Source organism: Treponema sp. UBA7570, from assembly GCA_002477955.1.
Lineage (GTDB): Bacteria > Spirochaetota > Spirochaetia > Treponematales > Treponemataceae > Treponema_D.
In genome coordinates, this window is record DLLE01000004.1 from 35,647 (window position 1) to 54,856 (window position 19,210).

14 protein-coding genes and 1 pseudogene are annotated in these 19,210 nt (G+C 41.1%); 6 read left to right on the forward strand and 9 right to left on the reverse strand.

The window, feature by feature from the left end:
• The 3 genes and pseudogenes from B4N75_RS00345 to B4N75_RS00355 all read right to left on the reverse strand — a co-directional run.
• Positions 1-290, reverse strand: a pseudogene (locus tag B4N75_RS00345) (propionate kinase); the annotation flags it as partial.
• A 127-nt stretch (positions 291-417) separates the two neighbouring features.
• A complete protein-coding gene (locus B4N75_RS00350) occupies positions 418-2,079 on the reverse strand; it encodes a peptide ABC transporter substrate-binding protein (protein WP_296667501.1) in 1,662 nt (553 codons plus the stop codon).
• Entirely contained in the window at positions 2,072-3,484 is a 1,413-nt protein-coding gene (locus B4N75_RS00355) for a hypothetical protein (protein ID WP_296667503.1), read from the reverse strand. Before B4N75_RS00355 ends, B4N75_RS00350 begins: the two co-directional genes overlap by 8 nt.
• Positions 3,485-3,641: 157 nt before the next feature.
• Here B4N75_RS00355 and thrS point away from each other — a divergent pair, with 157 nt between their 5' ends.
• Positions 3,642-5,396: a threonine--tRNA ligase gene (thrS, locus tag B4N75_RS00360; RefSeq protein WP_296667505.1), complete on the forward strand. Its 1,755-nt coding sequence runs from the start codon at positions 3,642-3,644 to the stop codon at positions 5,394-5,396.
• Positions 5,397-5,531: 135 nt separating this feature from the next.
• On the opposite strand, the gene B4N75_RS00365 is transcribed toward thrS, so the two are convergent.
• Both B4N75_RS00365 and B4N75_RS00370 read right to left on the reverse strand, forming a co-directional pair.
• Positions 5,532-6,287 (reverse strand): hypothetical protein, encoded by a 756-nt coding sequence (locus tag B4N75_RS00365; protein WP_296706266.1) that lies wholly within the window; start codon positions 6,285-6,287, stop codon positions 5,532-5,534.
• Positions 6,277-7,473: a hypothetical protein gene (locus B4N75_RS00370; protein ID WP_296706269.1), complete on the reverse strand. Its 1,197-nt coding sequence runs from the start codon at positions 7,471-7,473 to the stop codon at positions 6,277-6,279. The genes B4N75_RS00365 and B4N75_RS00370 overlap by 11 nt, the downstream gene beginning before the upstream one ends.
• A gap of 322 nt (positions 7,474-7,795) precedes the next feature.
• Between B4N75_RS00370 and B4N75_RS00375 the strand changes: the two genes are divergently transcribed.
• The 4 genes from B4N75_RS00375 to B4N75_RS00390 all read left to right on the forward strand — a co-directional run bounded on the left by B4N75_RS00375 (position 7,796) and on the right by B4N75_RS00390 (position 11,285).
• Positions 7,796-8,638 (forward strand): hypothetical protein, encoded by an 843-nt coding sequence (locus B4N75_RS00375; RefSeq protein WP_296667512.1) that lies wholly within the window; start codon positions 7,796-7,798, stop codon positions 8,636-8,638.
• Between the two features lie 162 nt (positions 8,639-8,800).
• Positions 8,801-9,733: a cysteine synthase A gene (gene cysK, locus B4N75_RS00380; RefSeq protein ID WP_296667515.1), complete on the forward strand. Its 933-nt coding sequence runs from the start codon at positions 8,801-8,803 to the stop codon at positions 9,731-9,733.
• 201 nt (positions 9,734-9,934) lie between these two features.
• Positions 9,935-10,495 carry an MATE family efflux transporter gene (locus tag B4N75_RS00385; RefSeq protein ID WP_296706272.1) on the forward strand — a complete coding sequence of 187 codons (561 nt, stop codon included), beginning with the start codon at positions 9,935-9,937 and terminating at the stop codon, positions 10,493-10,495.
• Complete coding sequence (locus B4N75_RS00390; RefSeq protein WP_296706275.1) at positions 10,440-11,285, forward strand: MATE family efflux transporter; 846 nt, start codon at positions 10,440-10,442, stop codon at positions 11,283-11,285. The genes B4N75_RS00385 and B4N75_RS00390 overlap by 56 nt, the downstream gene beginning before the upstream one ends.
• A 5-nt stretch (positions 11,286-11,290) precedes the next feature.
• Here the strand turns inward: B4N75_RS00390 and rnhA are convergent, their stop codons facing one another.
• The 4 genes from rnhA to B4N75_RS00410 all read right to left on the reverse strand — a co-directional run bounded on the left by rnhA (position 11,291) and on the right by B4N75_RS00410 (position 18,125).
• Positions 11,291-11,749 (reverse strand): ribonuclease HI, encoded by a 459-nt coding sequence (gene rnhA / locus B4N75_RS00395; protein ID WP_296023390.1) that lies wholly within the window; start codon positions 11,747-11,749, stop codon positions 11,291-11,293.
• 138 nt (positions 11,750-11,887) lie between these two features.
• Positions 11,888-13,480 (reverse strand): CTP synthase, encoded by a 1,593-nt coding sequence (locus tag B4N75_RS00400; RefSeq protein ID WP_296706278.1) that lies wholly within the window; start codon positions 13,478-13,480, stop codon positions 11,888-11,890.
• 215 nt (positions 13,481-13,695) lie between these two features.
• On the reverse strand, positions 13,696-16,881 hold the full coding sequence (carB, locus tag B4N75_RS00405; protein ID WP_296023374.1) for a carbamoyl-phosphate synthase large subunit: 3,186 nt from the start codon (positions 16,879-16,881) through the stop codon (positions 13,696-13,698).
• An 80-nt stretch (positions 16,882-16,961) separates the two neighbouring features.
• The gene (locus tag B4N75_RS00410) at positions 16,962-18,125 is read right to left on the reverse strand and encodes a carbamoyl phosphate synthase small subunit (protein ID WP_296706282.1); all 1,164 of its coding nucleotides are present in this window, start codon (positions 18,123-18,125) and stop codon (positions 16,962-16,964) included.
• Positions 18,126-18,569: 444 nt separating this feature from the next.
• Here B4N75_RS00410 and B4N75_RS00415 point away from each other — a divergent pair.
• Positions 18,570-19,210, forward strand: a 641-nt coding sequence (locus B4N75_RS00415; protein WP_296667530.1) for a glutamine synthetase III, incomplete at its 3' end; no start/stop codon positions are given.

Sequence of the window (19,210 nt, forward strand, 5' to 3'; positions counted from 1 at the left end):
TCTCCGCCGTGGAGAACGCGGTGTCCTACAGCTCCGATAACGCTCATGTCGGAGATTACGCCGTGGTCTTTGTCTGTGATTGCGTCAAGAATCAGCTCGATTGCTTCTTTGTGTGTCGGACAAGGGCTTTCCTTTACAAACTTGTCTTTTCCCTTCGGCTTATGTGTGATAACAGAGCCAGGAGCAGTAACGCGCTCAACAACGCCCGTAGCCAAAACATCTTTGTTGTCCCAGTCATAAACCTGATACTTGGCTGAAGACGAACCGCAGTTCAATGTAAGAATAACCATTGTTTTTCCTCTTAAAAATGAATTAAAAAAATCTAATGCAATTATAAACTTGTAAAAAACTTTGTTCAATTAAAAATGCTATTATTAGTTGTTTTAACGCTTTGCGCCATTTATGTCTGCTCTTATTTTATTTTGCAATTGCGACGTTGTCCGGCACGGTATAAACAGTTTCTTTAAAATAAATGTTTTTTAACGGATGAATATCGAGAGCATTTGTATACCATCCGCCGATTTCGTTTAGATTTATTGCATGAAGGCTGATTGAGTGGCTAATCGGCATAATCAGTCCGTCGTCAAGCAAGATCTGCTCTGCCTGTCCTAAAATTTTGTAGCGCATTGATTCGTCAGTTTCTTCATCTGCAAGCTTTAGTTTTTCGGTAAATTTTTCATTTGTCCATTTTGTGTGGTTCAGAGTTGAACCTTCGCGGAAAAGTTCCAAAAAAGCCAGCGGATCGGCAAAATCTCCAATCCACGAATAGCTGAAAATATCGTAGTTTAAATACGGAATACTGGAAAGATATTGTTCGTCTGAAATTTTAAATGTTACAAGTTCAACTCCGAGCGGAGCCCATGCTTCTTTTAAAATTGCAGCAAGACCTTTCATGTATTCGTTGTCTGCAATTCCAAAAGTAATCTGAAGTTTTTCGTCCTGCGCAATTCCTGAATTTTTACGGGCTTCTTCCATCAATTCTAGTGCTTCGTCTTCATTGTAATCGACTAAGCCTTCAACTTCCGGGTAGCCAGAAAGCGGATAAACCAAAGTTGATGCTTGAATTAAATTATCGCTTCGCAGTTTGTCCCATGGAACAGCCGTTAAAAGCGCATTTCTAAATTCGGCCTTGTTCCAAACTGGATTTTTGCAGGTAAAAAACAGATATGTTGTTCCAAAAACTGCGCTGAGCTTTACTGCATTTTTGTTTATAAGAGAATTTGCGTCGAATGAAGTCGTTATCCAATCCGTGCGTCCTGTGTTAAAAAGCCAGGAATTTTCTTTTTTGTCATCGGAAATTTTAATTATAACTTGTTCAATCGCGACATTTGGCTCGTCCCAGTAATTTTTGTTTTTTTCGAGAACAAGTTGATTTTTATCCTGTTCTTTGAGAACGTATGCGCCCGAAAAAACTTCCAGATTTCCGGTAAAAACAGAAAATGCGTGGTGGCAGAGAATCCGTGGCAGGTGGGCGGTTGGTGAATTTAAAATTACCGTCAATTTTTGACCGTTTGCCTTTAAACCAATTTCTTCCTCAGAAATTTTATTTTCGCGGTAATCTTTAATTCCTTTTATGCAGTCCAAAAGCGAAGAATAAGGAGCGTCTGGCGTTTTTTGAAGGTGAAGCCAGCTATCAATAACGGTTTGTGCTGTTATTTTTGAGCCGTCGCTTGTTTTTGCGTTGTCCCTGACCGTAAAAGTCCAGCGTTTTTTGTCGCGGGAAATCCTGTATTCGGAAGCAATCGCAGGAATTGGATCCAGAGTTTTTGGGTCGTAGCAAAAAAGACTTTCCTGCAGGGCATTTATAATCTGCGCTTCGTTGGAATAGCTTGAAGTGTGCGGATTTAAATCCAGATGATGAGCTGGAGAAGAAAATATAAAAGTCCGCTGGATTTCAGGATTGAATTTTTTGAGAGCTTTTTCTTCGTTTTCGGAATTTGGCTCAAATTCATTCATAAAATTTTCTATGTCTTCATCTTCGTTTTCTTGATTTTGTGGATTCTGCGGAAAATTTTGTGCAAAATTGAACGAAAACAAGCCGACTGTAAGTAAAACTGCGGCTGAACTTTTTTTAAGCATTTGTAATTCCTAATTTTCTTAATTGAGCTTCTTCTTCGATGTATGCCGTGTATTCAGAGCGGCGCTGGTTTGCCTTTACGATTGAATTTTTTAAGGCCGTAATTTCCATTTTTAAACCTTTGATTTTTGAACGGTTTTGTGGAAGAGGTGCGCTTTTGAAAAATTCGTCGAGCCCGTTTAAAATTTTGAGCATTTTATTACATTCAAGAATCTGCTGGTTTACATATTCAAGAATTTTTTCTTCGCTTTGCTGGGCAATTTTTTCGTAAAGGGGCGCTTTTCTTATTCCTGCCGAAGCGTATCTTCTTGAGCGCAATTCCAGGTCGCGTACGAGCTGCTGATAGTCGATTTTTTCGTGGCGAACTGTGTCTGTTGTCTGATCGGTAATCGAAATCTGATAAAAAACAGGTTTTTCTTCTATATTGAATGCTTTTCGGATCGCTTTTTTGAGTTTTTCAAAAAATGAGTTGTGCTCGCTTTCCAAAACTTCATGGTTTTCTATAATTTTTTCTTTTACCTGAGAGATCTGGCCCGGCATTGCGCCAAAGACTCTGAGCGCAACCAAAAGAATTGATTTTGTATCGACTTTTTCTTCTGAGTCTTGTGCGCTGGAATTTTCAACTTCGAGCTTTTTTAAAAGTGCTTTTTGAAGATTTTCTTTGTCGGGAGAATGATCTTCGGCAATAATTTCTTCAATCAGTTCGTTGTAATATGGAGTTTTTCCCATCGTTGCTTGAAAAAGTTTTTTTATTTGAACTTTTTCATCGTCAGGACTCGACGCGGCTTTTTCCATATCGAAATAAGGATGAGCCATTATGTTTTTGCGGATATTTCCTTTATAAAATTCCCTCTGAAATTCCGTAAGCGCCTTTAAACTTTTGTTGATTGCAAGAACTGCTTTGCCTGCTTTTGAAATGCTGTCGTTTATCATGTTTACGGTTAAAGCGTCTGCTCCCTGCTTTGCGTTAAAAAGCATAGTTGCAATTGTTCTTGTGTTTATGTTTGTTGAATTTACGGAGAATGAGTTCCATTGGATTGCATTGTTTAAATCAATCAATTTTTTAATATTAGAAATCTGCAAATTTGAAACTGAAAACTTGTAATAGTTGCAGAGAAAGTCCAAAGTGCTGTCATAATCGGAAAGCCTCATTCCTATAATCATTGAGCGTTCGTTGTCTGTAAAAGGCGAATTTTCCGGCGGAACAATGTCCGAAATTTTCTTGTCGTTTTTGTAAGGATCGGGCGTGATTAGGGATTTTTTTAAAAGAAACTCATAGAGCGTTTTTTCGCAAGTGTGCATGAGGCGATACTGTTCAAGCACATTTTGCAATTCCCGTGAGTTGAACCAATCCGTTTTTTTATCAATTGCGGCAATTAACTGTTCTGAAAATTTTTTCTCTGACATACTTATATTATCGGCTTTTTTTGGAAAATCTACAATCTTTCTATAATTGTATAATGCAAACAAATCAAAAACCTGTATAAGTTGAAACAAAGTCCGCAAAGCGATATTCTATGAAGAAAAGATAAAAAAATTGGTCTTTATACAAAGAGGTATTTTTATGGCAGAAAATGAAAAGTTACAGATTATTCGCCATTCGTGTGCGCATGTAATGGCAGAAGCAGTTAAACATATTTTTCCTGGAACAAAAATCGCAATTGGTCCTGCAATCGACAACGGATTTTATTACGATTTTGATTTTCCGACAGACCATAAAATAACCGAAGATGATTTTGCTGCTGTTGAAAAAGAAATGAGAAAAATCATTTCTTCTGGAGCAAAATTTGTTCGCAAGGAAATTTCAAAAGACGAGGCTTTGAAAATTTTTGCTGATGAACCTTACAAAGTTGAAATTATCAATGATTTGCCGCAAGATGCAACAATTTCCACTTATGAGCAGGACGGCTATATTGATCTTTGCCGTGGCCCTCATGTTGCCACGACAAAAGAAATCAATGCTCAGGCTTTTAAACTTCATAAAATTGCAGGGGCTTACTGGCGTGGAAATTCTGATCGTCCTATGCTTACTCGTGTTTACGCGCTTTGTTTTGAAAAACCGAATGATTTAAAAGAATATCTTGAAATGCTTGCAGAGGCAGAAAAGCGCGACCACCGCAAACTCGGCGTAGAAATGGATTTGTTCCATCTTGAGCCGGAAGATCCTGGCCAGATTTTCTGGCATCCAAACGGCTGGACAATTTACACAGTTATTCAGGATTATATGCGCAAAATGGTAAGACGCGATGGCTATCAGGAAGTAAATACTCCTGCGATAATGCCGCGTACTCTTTGGGAACGTTCTGGACACTGGGGACACTACCAGCGCAATATGTTTATTACTGAGTCGGAAAAAAGACTTTTTGCAATCAAGCCAATGAACTGTCCTGGCGCCCTCGAAATTTTTAAGAGCCGTCTCCGCACTTACAAAGACTTGCCTATGCGCCTTGCAGAATTTGGCCATGATGTGCGCAACGAGCCTTCTGGAACCTTGCATGGAATTATGCGTGTGCGTGGTTTTGTTCAGGATGATGCCCATATTATTTGTACGGAAGAGCAGGTTGCGGCAGAAGTTGCAAAATTCTGTAAACTTCTAAAAAGAGTTTATCACGACTTTGGTTTTGACGATTTAGTTGTAAAATTTTCAACAATGCCGGAAGACCACGTTGGCGACCTTGCAACTTGGCAGCGTGCAGAAAAAGCGTTGTCCGATGCCTGCCACGAAGCCGGACTTAATTACGAAATTCAGCCGGGAGAAGGCGCATTCTACGGTCCAAAACTTGAATTTAAGCTTTACGACTGTCTTGGACGCGAATGGCAGTGCGGTACGATACAGGCGGATTTCCAGTTGCCGTCAGCAGAACGCCTTGATGCGACATACATTGGCTCTGACAACCAGAAACATCATCCGGTAATGCTTCACAGAGCGATTTTGGGTTCAATTGAACGTTTCCTTGGGATTTTGATTGAAAACTTTGCCGGAAATTTCCCGACATGGCTTGCATTTGAACAGGCAGCGGTTGTTCCAGTAAAAAATGAATTTGACGATTATGCAAAAGAAGTAAATGAAGCTCTTCTTGGTTCAGATATTCGCTCAAATGCTTATACTTCTGACGAAAATATGCGCCAGAAAATCAAGATGATTACAAAGGAACACAAGACTCCTTATATTCTTGTTGTCGGTGAAAACGAGAAAAATGAAAAAACTGTAAGCGTACGCTTCCGTCAGAGCAGCGGACTTGAACAAAAAACAATGAAGCTTGAAGATTTTATTGCTTATGTTCAGGAAAAAGTAAATTCACATTCGACAGAAATTTAATGCGGTAGCGCTGGTAGGGGCGGCGTAAGCCGTTCAAAAAAATACCGCGGTTTGTAACCGCGGTATTTTTTTTGAATGAAACCCCGGACATAGCGGCAGATTTTGGGCAAATGCTCAAAATCTGCACCGCCCGGATTATTTTGGACTGATTTTTATTCCTAAGGAAAAAATCGCCGTGTCAAAAGCGCGTCCGTTCAAAATTGCGCCGAGCGGAAAGTAGATTTTTGCTTCCAGCCCAGCCAGATAGTTTTTTGTAAATGCGCGTTGCCAGGAAATGTTTAAGTTTGGATAGAGAAAATTTAAATTTTTGTAGAACCAGCGGTTGATTGATTTTATGTCGTCGCCCGCTGTTGAATTTGTTTCTCCTCCTGTGTCGTCTGAATCAACTCCGTCTGCAAGAAAGGAAAATCGAGCCAAAAATCCCAATCCTCCGCCAAGCTGGAAAATGTCTTTTTTGAGGCGAAAAATATGAGTCGTGTTTAAGTCGAGCAAAAACGAGAGAGCAAGGGCTGTCCTGTTTTCGATTTCGGAGGGGCGCGCGCATTCGCCGTCCCAGAGATAATAATTTGTAAAAAAAGTGAGCTTTGGCTGAAAATTCAGAAATTTGTGGTTAAAAAGGTCAAATCCCGCTCCAAATGCGAACGAAACTGGGCTTGGAGAGGTTTTGCTGTCTGTATTTACATAAACTGAAGGTCCGAGAGTAAAGAAAAACAGGTTTTTGGGGAGTTTTATTTTTGCTTTTTCGAAGTCTTCGATTTTTGTGAGGATTTTGCCGTCATCTTCTGACTGCGTTTTTGAGAAATTTTGTTCTGTCTGTCCGAAGCAAAAAAAAGAAAGTGAAAAAAATAAAAAAATGAACGGAAATTTCTTGTAAAACGTTTTATTTTTCATTGTACAAAACCTTTTTTAGGTCCACTGTCAAAAATCCAGAACGGCCCGTCTTGTAAAAATCGCTTTCTTCCCAGGCAACGGCAAGGGTTGCTCCGCTTATGCAGAACGGCCCGTAAATATAGTTTTGTGGAAGTTTTGGAAGGCGGAATGCCGCGTTTTTGCCGTTGTTCAAAATCGGTTCACCGTCCAAAGCTCCGTTAAAATATGTGGTTCCGTCAGAAAAAACAGCGCAAATCCAGTCGTCTGCAATTATTGCGTGTGCGTTTATAAGAAAAGAATTTTCTGAGCTTTCTGCGTTTTTCTCGCCAGAATCTGAGCCGGAAATAAAGGTTTTTGGAGAAGTTCCGCCGGAGTTTTTACATTCAACCGAAAAAGAAAAATTTTGCGGGATTGAAGACAAAAGCGAGTGCAGGCGTCTTGGTGAATCTGAAAATTTTTTTGGAGAATTAAGAAGCCTGTAATTTTCTTCTGAAGTTTCCTGAATCGTAATTTTTTCGTCTTTTGTAAATGGCGAAAGTCTTTCGAGCGAAGAATTTGCGGAAAAATTTATGTAGGTAAATTCGGTTTTAGAATTATTTATTTTTTTTATGGAAGAAAAAAATGAATTTCCGTCAAAAAAAGTTCCTGTGATTTCTCCTCCGCCGCTAAGCCTTAAATCTCCGTAAGTAACAACCGGATAAAAAGCCTTTAATTCCTGAGAAAGTCTCACCAAAAAAGGGCGGTTTGAATCTTGAGCGCTGCTGTTTTCGGAAAGAGAGGCCTCCTTGTTAAAAAATGATGAGCGGCTCAATGTAAAATATGGATTTTCGTTGTCAAAAATCAGGTTTGAAGCTGTCGAATTGGAAAAAAGCTCGTAATCTTGAATCAAAACCGGCTGAACCTGCTGGCTTTCGTTTTTTGCAAAGTGGATTACGCCAAGCCTGTTTACGAGCATGTAGCCGCTTTTGTCGGCCGCAGTGTTTGCATCGCTTGCACGCAAAGTTTCTGTCCAAGGTTTTAAGCTCGAAATTCCTGATTGCTGAGGAAGAGAAGTCTGTTCAAAACCGTTTTCCGTAAAAAAATACCAATTGTGGTGTTTTGTGTTTTCTGGAATTTGAGAAAACGTAGCCTTATTTTGTTTTGAGCAGCCTGCAAAAATCAAAAGACTTGCCGAAACTGCCGCCGTAAATAAAAAATTCTGCTTCATTTGTATTTATATCGGCCGTTTTCGAGATTTTTTTTAGATTTTTGGAGCGCATGGCATGGTCTAGCCCGCTCTTGCTGCATGTCCTCCTTCGCTCCGCTCGTCCGGTCTTTCCGCAACGATCGGGGCTAAGATTATGCTTTTGTAATATGTAACTTTTTTTTGTGGACTTATGTTATTTATTTGAGTAAATTTATTCGAAGCCTCTGATTGCCTTTTTTGGAGGCTTTTTTTGTCGGAGTCTGGAAAACATTTTTAGTTTTTTGCCCGAATGCAGTATTTTATTTTGCTGTAAACCGGTCTTGCTATTTTTACAATTTAAAATATGAAAAAATTTTGTTTTTGCGCTGCAATCTTTGCTCTTGCCGCCGCTTGTTTTGCAGAAAATGAAATTTCTGATTTTTGTCAGAAAAAAATTGATGAATTTGTTACGCTTCGTGTCGAATTAAAATCGAACGATGACCTTACTGCTGTCGAAATCATAAAAAAAATTGAAGACGAAACTATGATTGTGCTTCCTGCTGTTGCGAAAGATTTTGAGCAGGAAAAGCAGATTCTTTCAAATTTATATTTTATGGAAGCATACGCGAGAGTTTTAACAAGGGAAAATCGCGTCCAATTGCGCAAAAATATGAAAAAACGGATGAACGAGTGCCTTGAATTGATGCAAAAGCGCAGCGAAGACCAGTTGAGCAAGTGGTTTTATGTTTCGACCGCCGATGTTACAAGTTACTATATGACGCGTTCAATTGCGGCAACTTTTTACTGGGGATTTAAGGTAAAAGACTGGCACAAAAAGGCGCTAAAAAAAGATGAATTTATGGCGTCGGCAAATGCTTGCCTAGGAAATTGGAATTTTTATGCCCCGCCTCCAATCGGTTCAAATAAAAAAGCAAGACAGTTTTACAAAAATGGTATAAAAGGCGCGCGGACTCCTGGCGAAAAATATATGGTCTACACGTATTATTCGCAGTTTTTGTATGAACTTGGAGAAAAAGGCGAGTGCGAAAAATATATGGAACTTGCCTACGCGCTGGAGCTTGGAACAAAAGAATTGGACTTGATGAGAAAATGCAATGATGAAGGAATTTCCTATTTGCAGTATATGCGCAATTCGTCGGGAATTGATGAAGAAATTCTGGAATCGGAAAAAGAAGAAGACGATTAAAGAACAGAAAATTGAATTGGCTTTGCCTTTTTTGCAGGTGAAGCCAATTTTTTTACAAAAAAAACGTATTACCTATTGACAAAGTAGGTAATACGGATTATAAATTAAACATCAATTAAACCTATCAAACAACTAGGTAATAATCTTTTTGGAGGAAGAATTATGGCAAACATTTACACTTCGGCAGACCAGCTTATTGGGCATACACCGCTTCTTGAACTGTCGCATATCGAATCAGAAAACTCGCTTGGAGCAAAAATTCTGGCAAAACTTGAATATTTTAATCCGGCAGGTTCTGTAAAAGACCGCATTGCAAAGGCAATGCTTGACGAAGCTGAAGCAAAAGGAATTCTTACAAAAGACTCGACAATTATTGAGCCGACTTCTGGAAATACAGGAATTGGACTTGCTTCTGTCGCGGCAGCCCGCGGTTATAAAATTGTAATCGTAATGCCGGAAACAATGTCTGTTGAGCGCCGCCAGCTTATGAAAGCTTATGGTGCAGAGCTTGTGCTTTCCGACGGTTCAAAGGGAATGAAGGGTGCAATTGCAAAGGCTGAAGAAATCAAGGCAAATACTCCAAACAGTTTTATTGCCGGTCAGTTTGTAAATCCTGCAAATCCAAAGGCTCATTTTGAATCTACTGGCCCTGAAATTTGGAACGACACAGACGGAAAAGTAGACATTTTTGTTGCTGGGGTAGGAACTGGCGGAACTATTACAGGAACTGGAAAATTCCTTAAGTCAAAGAATCCCGATGTAAAAATTGTTGCAGTTGAGCCAAAAACTTCTGCAGTGCTTTCGACAGGGGTTGCAGGTCCTCATAAAATTCAGGGAATTGGCGCAGGATTTGTTCCAGATGTTCTTGATACAAAAATTTATGACGAAGTTATTACCGTCTCAAACGAAGATGCTTTTGCAACCGGCAAATTGATCGGCAAAAAAGAAGGCGTTCTTGTCGGAATTTCTTCGGGAGCGGCTGCCTGGGCTGCGATTGAGCTTGCAAAACGTCCAGAAAACAAGGGAAAGAATATTGTTGTTCTTTTGCCAGATACTGGAGACCGTTACCTTTCTACTCCGCTTTTTCAGGACTAAGGAGAAATAAAACAAAGCCGGAAGACTTTTGTTTTTCGGTTTTGCTTACGCCGGGGTGTAGCAGCGCAAAGCGTTGCAAGAAGTCTTGCAATGGAGCGGGAGCGGAACTGCGAAACACCGGTTTGAGCGCAAAATGCCGTCCTGTTTTTTTGTTTTTTGAATAAGGTTGTTTTGTTCGGTTAAAAAATCTAAAATGTTTTTATGGACAAAAATTTTGATTTGTCAGAAGTTTTGAACCGGAATTCTGCCGTTTCTCTTAAGAAGCAGATTGGTTTTGTCTGGCATTTGAGTATTCCCGGAATGATGGCGCAGTTGTCGTCGATTTTGATGCAGTATATTGATGCCGCAATGGTTGGTTTTTTGGGAGCGCGTCAGTCGGCGAGTATAGGGCTGGTTGCTTCTTCGACTTGGGTTTTGGGAAGCCTTTTGCATGCTCTTTGCATTGGATTTACGGTTCAAATGGCGCATCTTGTCGGCGCTGGAGAAAAATCTAAAGCAAAAAATTTGCTTTTTAATGCGCTTTTGACCTGCATTTGCTTTAGCCTGCTTTTGCTTTTGCTTGGAGCTGGAATAAGCTTTAAACTGCCTTTGTGGCTTGGCGCAAGCGATGAGATTTATAATGACGCTTTTTGGTATTTTTTGTCTTTCCGCTCCTTTTTACGAAATTGTTTATTTGCTTGGCGGAATGCAGCAGTGTTCTGGAAATATGAAGCTTCCTGGTATTTTAAATGCCTTGATGTGTTTTTTGGACATTGTGTTTAATTTTCTTTTTATTTTTGTTTTAAATCTTGGCGTAAAAGGCGCGGCTCTTGGTTCTGCGTGCTCTGCCTTGAGCGTCGCCTTGCTTTTTTTGTATTTTACTCTTTTTAAGTCTGAATATTTGAAATTTTCCGGATATAAAGGATTTTTTTTTGACGAAAACGTGATAAAAAAGGCTGTTAAGCTTGCTGCGCCTGTTGCCTTGGAAAGTTCTGCCTTTAGCGGTGCGCTTGTTGTTGTTACGAGAATTGTTTCTCCTTTGGGCGCTGTAAGTCTTGCCGCAAATTCTTTTGCAACTACTGCCGAAAGCCTTTGCTATATGCCAGGGTACGGAATTTCGGAGGCGGCTACAACTCTTGTCGGCCAGAGTTTTGGCGCAAAAAGACGGGATTTGGTTTGTTCGTTCAGCTGGATTACTGTTTTTTACGGAATTTTTTTGATGACGGTGAGCGGTCTTGCCATGTTTTTTGCCTGTCCGCTCATTTTTAAGTTTATAACGCCAGACCCTGCAATCCGCGCTCTTTCGGTAGAAGTGCTCAGAATTGAACTTTTTGCGGAACCTCTTTTTGGAGCGAGCATTGTTGCAATGGGCGCACTCCGCGGAAAAGGCGACACTTTCGTTCCAAGCATTTTAAATCTTTTTAGTCTGTGGGTTGTGCGGTTGAGCCTGAGTTTTATTCTAGTAAAAAATTACGCTCTAAAAGGAATCTGGTTAGCAATGGCTGTTGAACTTTGTTTCCGCGGACTTATGATGCTCGCAAGACTTGCCTTTGGAAAAAATAAAAAAGCCTGACAGAACTATTCAAACTTTGAAATTTCGTTCTGGCAAAGACTGTCGCAAACTTCATTGTATTCAACTCCTGCATGTCCTTTAACCCAGTTCCATTCGACGTTTAAGAGGGAATTGAGAGAATCGAGTTTTTCCCAAAGCTCGCGGTTTAAAACCGGTTTTTTTGCAGCAGTTTTCCAGCCGTTTTTTTTCCAGCCAAAAATCCAGCCTGTAATTCCGTTTTTTACGTACTGACTGTCAATATTCAGTTGAATAGGGCAGCTCCGAAGCCTTTCTGTGTTGTAAATCGCCGAAAGCGCGTTAATCGCCGCCGTAAGCTCCATTTTGTTGTTTGTGGTTAATTTGTCGCCGCCGCTTAACTGGCGGGCTTCGCCTTCTGCAATGATTACGCAGGCCCAGCCTCCAGGACCGGGATTTCCGTGGCATCCGCCGTCCGTATAAACAATGATTTTTCCTGAATTTTCCATAAGTTCAAATATTCTAGCAGAAAAAGAAATGGACGGCAAACCAGCGTCTAACCGGCTGCTTCAAGTTCGGTAGCCCTCATTGGCACTGTCGTGCCAACTGGCGCTTTTCGCATCCGGCGTAGAGTTTTTCGTTGAACGTTAAAAGCACGCTTTTAAAAATTCAACAAAAAGCGGACCTGCGTGGTTTGGACGGGACTTAAATTCTGGATGGAACTGTACTCCCACAAAAAATGGATGCTCTTTTTCGGAAAGTTCGACCGTTTCTACGATTTTGTTGTCCGGGCTTGTTCCTCCAATTACTAGGCCTGCTTTTTGCATTTGTTCGCGGTATGAATTGTTAAACTCGTAGCGGTGTCTGTGCCGTTCTTCAATTAAATTCGATTTGTATGCTTTTTCGAGGATTGTTCCTTTTTGAATTTTGCAAGGATACTTTCCGAGGCGCATTGTTCCGCCCATAATTACGCCTTCCTGGTCTTTCATCAAGTCAATTACGGCATGTTCACACTGTTCGTCAAATTCGCGGCTGTTGGCATCGCTAAAATTCAAAACATCGCGCGTAAATTCAATTACGGCGATTTGCATTCCAAGACAGATTCCAAAATATGGCATTTTGTGGGTTCTGGCAAATCTCGCAGAAGTAATCATGCCCTCAATTCCTCGGTTTCCAAATCCGCCCGGAAGAATTATTCCTGCGCAGTCTTTAAAAATTTCCGGGGCAGTTTCGTCTGTTACGCTGTCAGAATCAACCCATTTTATTTTTAATTTTCGGCCGACAACAAAAGAGGCGTGATTCAAACTTTCGACAATGCTCAAATATGAATCGTGGAGTTTTACGTATTTTCCGACAAGCGCAATTTGAATTTCGCCTTTCCTTGAGTGAATTGAATTCACCATTTTTTCCCATTCTGAAAGGTTCGAATTTGTTCCTTCGATTCCCAGTTCGCGGCAGACAACTTCGTCCATTTTTTGTTCGTGGAGCATGAGCGGAACTTCGTAAAGCGAACTCAATGTTTTGTTGTCTATTACGCAGTCTTCCGCAACATTGCAAAAAAGACTGATTTTTTTTCGGATTTCTTCGGGAACTGCTTCGTCCGAACGTGTTACGATAAGGTCAGGATGGATTCCAACGGCCATGAGTTCTTTTACAGAGTGCTGAGTCGGCTTAGATTTGTATTCATCACTTCCGGAAATGTACGGAACCAAACAAACGTGAATAAAAAGGCAGTTTTTGCGTCCAACTTCTGTCGAAAGCTGGCGGATTGCCTCTAAAAATGGCTGGCTTTCGATGTCTCCGATTGTTCCTCCAATTTCTACGATAGAAACGTCCGCGCCGCTTACCTGCGCATTTTTTAAAATAAAATCTTTGATTTCGTTTGTTACATGAGGAATGATTTGCACTGTCTGACCGAGATATTCGCCCTGGCGTTCTTTGTTCAAAACGTTCCAGTAAACTCTGCCGGAAGTCAAATTTGAATATTTGTTTAAATTTTCATCGATAAAACGTTCGTAATGGCCCAAATCAAGGTCGGTTTCTGCTCCGTCATCTGTAACAAAAACTTCGCCGTGCTGAAACGGACTCATCGTTCCAGGATCAATGTTCATATAAGGATCTAGTTTTTGAGATGCAATTTTTAAACCGCGGCATTTTAAAAGCCGGCCCAAGCTTGCGGCTGTGATTCCTTTTCCTAAACCGCTTACAACTCCGCCGGTCACAAAAATGAATTTTGACATACAAAACCTCTTGATAAAATCTTAAAAATAAAAAAAAGCCGCCGACAACAATCCAGCTAAAAAACGGAACTGTGTCTGCGACTTCTTCGTCAACTAATATTTCCGCCTTGAATAATAATACTAAAGGCTTTTTTTTTCAAGTTCGCTAGTTTTCTGTCCGCCAAAAAAATGCAGAATTTGTCTGCGAGATATTTTTGCTAGAACAAAATTCTCAACTAATGAAGCAGCTTGTTTATATCAACCAAAGTTGTATTTAAATTCGTAAATTTTCCCGAAAGTGAATCTGCAAGCGCGTTTGCCGTGTCGATTGCCGTCAGACAGTCAATGTCGTGTTCAACTGCAAGCCGGCGCAGACGAACGCTTTCTGAAGAAGGATCCCGCCCTTTTGCGGAAGTTGAAATTACATAGCAAATTTTTCCGCTTTCGAGAAGTGTCATTACGTTTTCTTTGTAATTTTCGTGAACTTTATTCACTTTTGTTACTTTCATTCCTGAACGTTCGATTGTGTCGGCATTTCCTTCTGTTGCATAGAGAGTAAAGCCTAAATCGCTGTATTTTTTTGCAAGCGCCGGCAGTTCAGGTCTGTCAGACTTTCTTACACTGAATAAAACTCCTGTCGGTTCGCCTTTTTTTGCAAGCGCAGGATGAATCATCTTCCAGCCTGCCGCAACCATTCCCTTAAAAATCGCTTCTTCGCGTGTTTTTGCAATTCCCAAAACTTCTCCGGTTGACTTCATCTCCGGTCCAAGGTGAGTGTCCACGTCCATAAGTTTTTCAAAACTGAATACTGGAACTTTTACAGCGTAATAATCAGGTTTTCTGTAAAGTCCTGTTCCGTAACCCATGTCGCGTACTTTTTCGCCGAGCATTGCACGGGTAGCAAGTTCAACCATTGGAATTCCTGTAACTTTGCTCAAATAAGGAACTGTCCGCGAAGAACGAGGATTTGCTTCGATAATATTCAGCTGACCGTTGTAAAAAAGCCACTGAATATTTACAAGTCCCTGAGTTCCAAGGGCTAAAGCCATGTCGCGCGATTTTTCTACAACGGTTTTTGTCATTTCGTCCGTAAAGTTCCAGGCAGGATAAACTGCGATTGAATCTCCTGAGTGGATTCCTGTTCTCTCGATGTGTTCCATAATTCCTGGAATCAAAACATCTTCGCCGTCGCAAATGCAGTCGACTTCAAGTTCTGTTCCTTCCATGTATTTGTCAATCAAAACAGGATTTGTAATTCCCTGCGCAAGAATGATTTTCATGTATTCCTTGATGTCGGCATTTGTCCTCGCAATAATCATATTCTGTCCGCCAAGAACGTAACTTGGACGCATCAAAACAGGATAGGTAAGGCGGGCGGCTGCTTCCAGAGCTTCAACTTCTGTAAAGACAGTCTGACCTTTCGGACGGTTTACGTGCAGTCTTTCGCAAAGCTCTTCAAAACGTTCCCTGTCTTCTGCAAGGTCAATTCCATCTGCGCTTGTTCCGAGAATGCGGATTCCCTGGCCGTCAAGGTATTTTGTAAGCTTGATGGCAGTCTGTCCGCCAAATGCAACTACAACGCCGACTGGTTTTTCGACTTTGATTACATTCATAACGTCGACAGGAGTGAGCGGTTCAAAATAAAGGCGGTCGGCAGTGTCAAAGTCTGTCGAGACTGTTTCCGGATTGTTATTTATGATTGCAACTTCGTAGCCGAGTTTTTTGAGCGACCATACGCACTGAACCGAAGCATAGTCGAATTCAATTCCTTGTCCGATTCGGATCGGCCCGGAACCCAAAACAATAATCGTTCCTTTTTTGCTGCGTTTGCCTTCTTTTTCAAGTCCTTCAAGGAATTTTTCCGCCTCGTTTTCTCCGCCAGTTGTCGAATAAAAATACGGAGATTCCGCGCTGAACTCGCCGGCGCAGGTGTCTACCATTTTGAAAGAAGCTGGAGTGTAGAGCATTGGAGCATGAACCGCCGGCGCGGAATTTGCAACGGCTTTTTTTTCGGCTTCGGCAATATTTTCGAGTTTGTATAAAAACCATTCATCAATTTTTGTAACTTCGTGAATTTCGTCCACGCTCATTATTTTGCGTTTTAAAGCCTGATAGATTGCAAAAATTCTTTGATCTGTGCATTTTCCGACTCTTTCGCGGATTTTTTCTTCGTTTTCTTTTGCAAAAACGGCAAGATTTAAGTCTTTTACGCCAAGTTCAGCGCCACGGACTGCCTTTAAAATCGCTTCTTCAAAATTCTGGCCGATAGCCATAACTTCGCCGGTCGCCTTCATCTGCGTGCCAAGTTTTCTTGCGGCATAAACAAATTTTTCAAAAGGAAATTTTGGAACTTTTACAACAACATAATCCAAAACCGGCTCAAAGCAAGCCTTTGTCTTTCCTGTTACAAAGTTCGGAATTTCATCAAGATTGTAGCCAACGGCGATTAGAGCCGCAACTTTTGCAATCGGGTAGCCAGTTGCCTTTGAAGCTAGCGCAGAAGAGCGGCTTACACGCGGATTTACTTCGATTACAGCGTATTCAAAAGTTTCCGGATTGAGCGCAAACTGACAGTTGCAGCCGCCTTCGATTTCAAGGGCAGAAATTATATTCAAGGCTGCCGAACGGAGCATCTGATATTCTTTGTCGGCCAGGGTTACGGTCGGAGCAATTACAATCGAATCTCCAGTGTGAACGCCAACCGGATCAAAATTTTCCATTGAGCAGACAGTAAGAACGTTGCCAGCATGGTCGCGCATAACTTCAAATTCAACTTCTTTCCAGCCGGAAATACATTTTTCAACCAAAATTTGGTGAATTGGCGAGCGATGAAGTCCGTTGTGGGCAATTTCGTCAAATTCTTTTTCGTTATATGCAATTCCGCCGCCAGTTCCGCCCAAAGTAAAAGCCGGACGGATTATAACAGGAAAGCCGATTTTATTTTTTGCAAAATCAAGAGCATCATCGTAATCAGTCACAACTTTTGAAGGAATGCAAGGTTCTCCAATTGCTTCCATCGTATCCTTGAACATTTGCCGGTCTTCAGCCTTGTCAATCGTAAGCGGACGCGCGCCTAAAAGCTGTACTCCATGGCTTTCCAAAAATCCCGACTTTGCAAGTTCCATGCTCAAAGTAAGTCCAGTCTGACCGCCAAGCGTCGAAAGCAGCGAATCTGGTTTTTCTTTTTCGATAATTCTCTGCAAAGTTTCAACATTGAGCGGTTCAAGATAAATTTCGTCAGCCATAACGTGGTCGGTCATTAAAGTTGCAGGATTTGAGTTTACCAGAACAACTTCAAGCCCTTGAGCCTTAAGAGCCTTGCAAGCCTGGTTTCCGGCATAGTCAAATTCCGCTGCCTGGCCAATTACAATCGGTCCGGAACCAATAATCATTACCTTGTGTATATTTTTGTTCAATGGCATTTTTTTATCTCCATCAGTTTTTTACTTTTTCGGGCGTTCGGGCGGGTCTTGCAGGGCTACGCTTTCGCTCCGACCCGCTTTTAGCGGTTTGCCTCCGGCACCCTTCCAGCCCCTAACGCATTTATCATCTTTATAAAACTGTCAAACAAAAAGTTTGTGTCGTGCGGACCGCCGCATGCTTCTGGATGAAACTGCACGCTAAAGGCAGGAATATTTTTATATGCAATGCCTTCGCAAGTTCCGTCGTTGCAGTTTACAAAACTCAGTTCTGCATTTTTTGGAATAGTTTCGTTTTTTACCGCATAGCCGTGGTTCTGGCTGGAAATATAAACTCTTCCGCTTTGCAAATCCTTTACAGGATGGTTTCCGCCACGGTGTCCGTATTTTAATTTTTCTGTTTCAGCGCCGTTCGCAAGAGCGAGCATCTGGTGTCCAAGACAAATTCCAAAAATCGGAATTTTACCGTATTCGCAGAGTTTTTTTATTTCTGTAATTACTCCGACATTTTCCGCAGGATCTCCAGGACCGTTGCTAAGCATTATTCCATCAACATTCATCGTCTTTATTTGCTCGGCTGTTGTGTCGTAAGGAACAACTTTTACAGTGCAGCCGCGCCGTTCAAGTTCACGTTCGATATTCGCCTTTGCGCCAAAATCAAAAAGCGCTACGGTTTTTCCTTTTCCGTCTGCAAAGTCTTTTGTGTAAAATGAAGTTTTTTCCGGCTCGACTGCATTTTTGAGCGGTTCTAAAATCATGCTGTTTTGAACATTTTTTACAGCATCAACAATTTGGTAGGATTTTATTTTTGAAAGAAGGTTTTTATCAATTTGAGGACAGGTTTCTGCGGTAACAATCATTCCGTTCATAACTCCAGCTTCCCGCAAAATCTTTGTAAGTTTTCTGGTGTCAATTCCGCAAATCCCGATTATATTTTGTTGCTTTAAAAAATCATCGAGAGTCAGTTTGCAACGAAAATTTGAAGGTTTTTCGCAAAGTTCCCGGACAATGTAGCCACGAATATGACATTTTTTGCTTTCGTAGTCTTCCGGAATCATTCCATAGTTACCGATTAACGGAAAAGTCTGGGTAACAATCTGACCGTAATAACTTGGGTCGGTAAGAGTTTCGAGGTAACCGGTCATTCCGGTTGTAAAAACCGTTTCTCCGATTACAGAGCCAGCAGCGCCGATGGAATTTCCTTCAAAAACCGTTCCATCTGCCAAAATCAAGAATGCTTTTTTCATTTTTTATTCTACCTTTTAGGGCAAAAAAAAAAGCGCCATTGCTTATTAAAGAACAAAACAGAAAACATCTAAAAATTCAAATTTTCAGAAATAATCTGCGATACTTCCTTAACAGTAATGAACGCCCTTGCTCATATATTCCGTTGAATACAATAAAACTATCTGTATTTATTGTCAATTGGTGAAGGTTATATGAAAATATCGCAATGCACAAAAAAAATTAAAAAATTGTGCACGATGTAAAAAAAATTATTTTTTTTACAAAATCTGATTGACACTTTTTCGCTGTCGCGGTATAACTCAAATATCAAAAGGCAATGAAGCCGCAGAAAAGGGTTGAACTTTCTGCGGCTTTTTTATTTTAAAGACAAAGACGTCGTGATTTTTCATGGGACTCTCCCTCCCTGATAAATTGCGGTGTCTTTTTTACTTTTGGAGGACTATATGACAGCAAATGTACCAGAAGTTTTTGGCAGCCTGGTTTTTAACCAGAAAACAATGAAAGACCGCCTGCCGAAAGAAACATTCAAGGCTCTCAAGAAAACTCTTGATGACGGCGCGCCGCTTCCGCTTGACGTTGCAAATGTTGTGGCTCACGCAATGAAAGAATGGGCGATTGAAAAAGGCGCGACACATTACACTCACTGGTTTCAGCCTTTGACAGGAATTACGGCAGAAAAACACGATTCTTTCATAAATCCGCAGGACGATGGAACTGTAATCATGTCGTTCTCTGGAAAAGAGCTTGTAAAAGGCGAGCCTGACGCTTCTTCATTCCCGAGCGGAGGACACCGAGCGACTTTCGAAGCCCGCGGCTACACTGTCTGGGATCCGACTTCTTATCCTTTTATTAAGGAGCACACGCTTTGTATTCCGACTGCGTTCTGTTCTTACACAGGCGAGGCTTTGGACAAGAAAACTCCGCTTTTGCGTTCTATGGAAGCATTGGACAAGCAGGCAAAAAGAATCCTTAAACTTTTTGGAAAAGAAGTAAGCCATGTTGCGACAACTGTAGGTCCTGAGCAGGAATATTTTATCGTTGACCACAAGCTTTATTCAGAGCGCAAGGACTTGCGCATGACAGG

Coding starts and splice junctions, on each gene's coding strand:
- B4N75_RS00365 (WP_296706266.1), bottom strand. CDS start 6,287: ATGAAAAATAAAACGTTTTACAAGAAATTTCCGTTCATTTTTTTATTT.
- B4N75_RS00400 (WP_296706278.1), bottom strand. CDS start 13,480: ATGTCAAAATTCATTTTTGTGACCGGCGGAGTTGTAAGCGGTTTAGGA.
- B4N75_RS00350 (WP_296667501.1), bottom strand. CDS start 2,079: ATGCTTAAAAAAAGTTCAGCCGCAGTTTTACTTACAGTCGGCTTGTTT.
- rnhA (WP_296023390.1), bottom strand. CDS start 11,749: ATGGAAAATTCAGGAAAAATCATTGTTTATACGGACGGCGGATGCCAC.
- B4N75_RS00370 (WP_296706269.1), bottom strand. CDS start 7,473: ATGAAGCAGAATTTTTTATTTACGGCGGCAGTTTCGGCAAGTCTTTTG.
- B4N75_RS00410 (WP_296706282.1), bottom strand. CDS start 18,125: ATGAAAAAAGCATTCTTGATTTTGGCAGATGGAACGGTTTTTGAAGGA.
- thrS (WP_296667505.1), top strand. CDS start 3,642: ATGGCAGAAAATGAAAAGTTACAGATTATTCGCCATTCGTGTGCGCAT.
- B4N75_RS00375 (WP_296667512.1), top strand. CDS start 7,796: ATGAAAAAATTTTGTTTTTGCGCTGCAATCTTTGCTCTTGCCGCCGCT.
- carB (WP_296023374.1), bottom strand. CDS start 16,881: ATGCCATTGAACAAAAATATACACAAGGTAATGATTATTGGTTCCGGA.
- B4N75_RS00385 (WP_296706272.1), top strand. CDS start 9,935: ATGGACAAAAATTTTGATTTGTCAGAAGTTTTGAACCGGAATTCTGCC.
- cysK (WP_296667515.1), top strand. CDS start 8,801: ATGGCAAACATTTACACTTCGGCAGACCAGCTTATTGGGCATACACCG.
- B4N75_RS00355 (WP_296667503.1), bottom strand. CDS start 3,484: ATGTCAGAGAAAAAATTTTCAGAACAGTTAATTGCCGCAATTGATAAA.
- B4N75_RS00390 (WP_296706275.1), top strand. CDS start 10,440: ATGAAGCTTCCTGGTATTTTAAATGCCTTGATGTGTTTTTTGGACATT.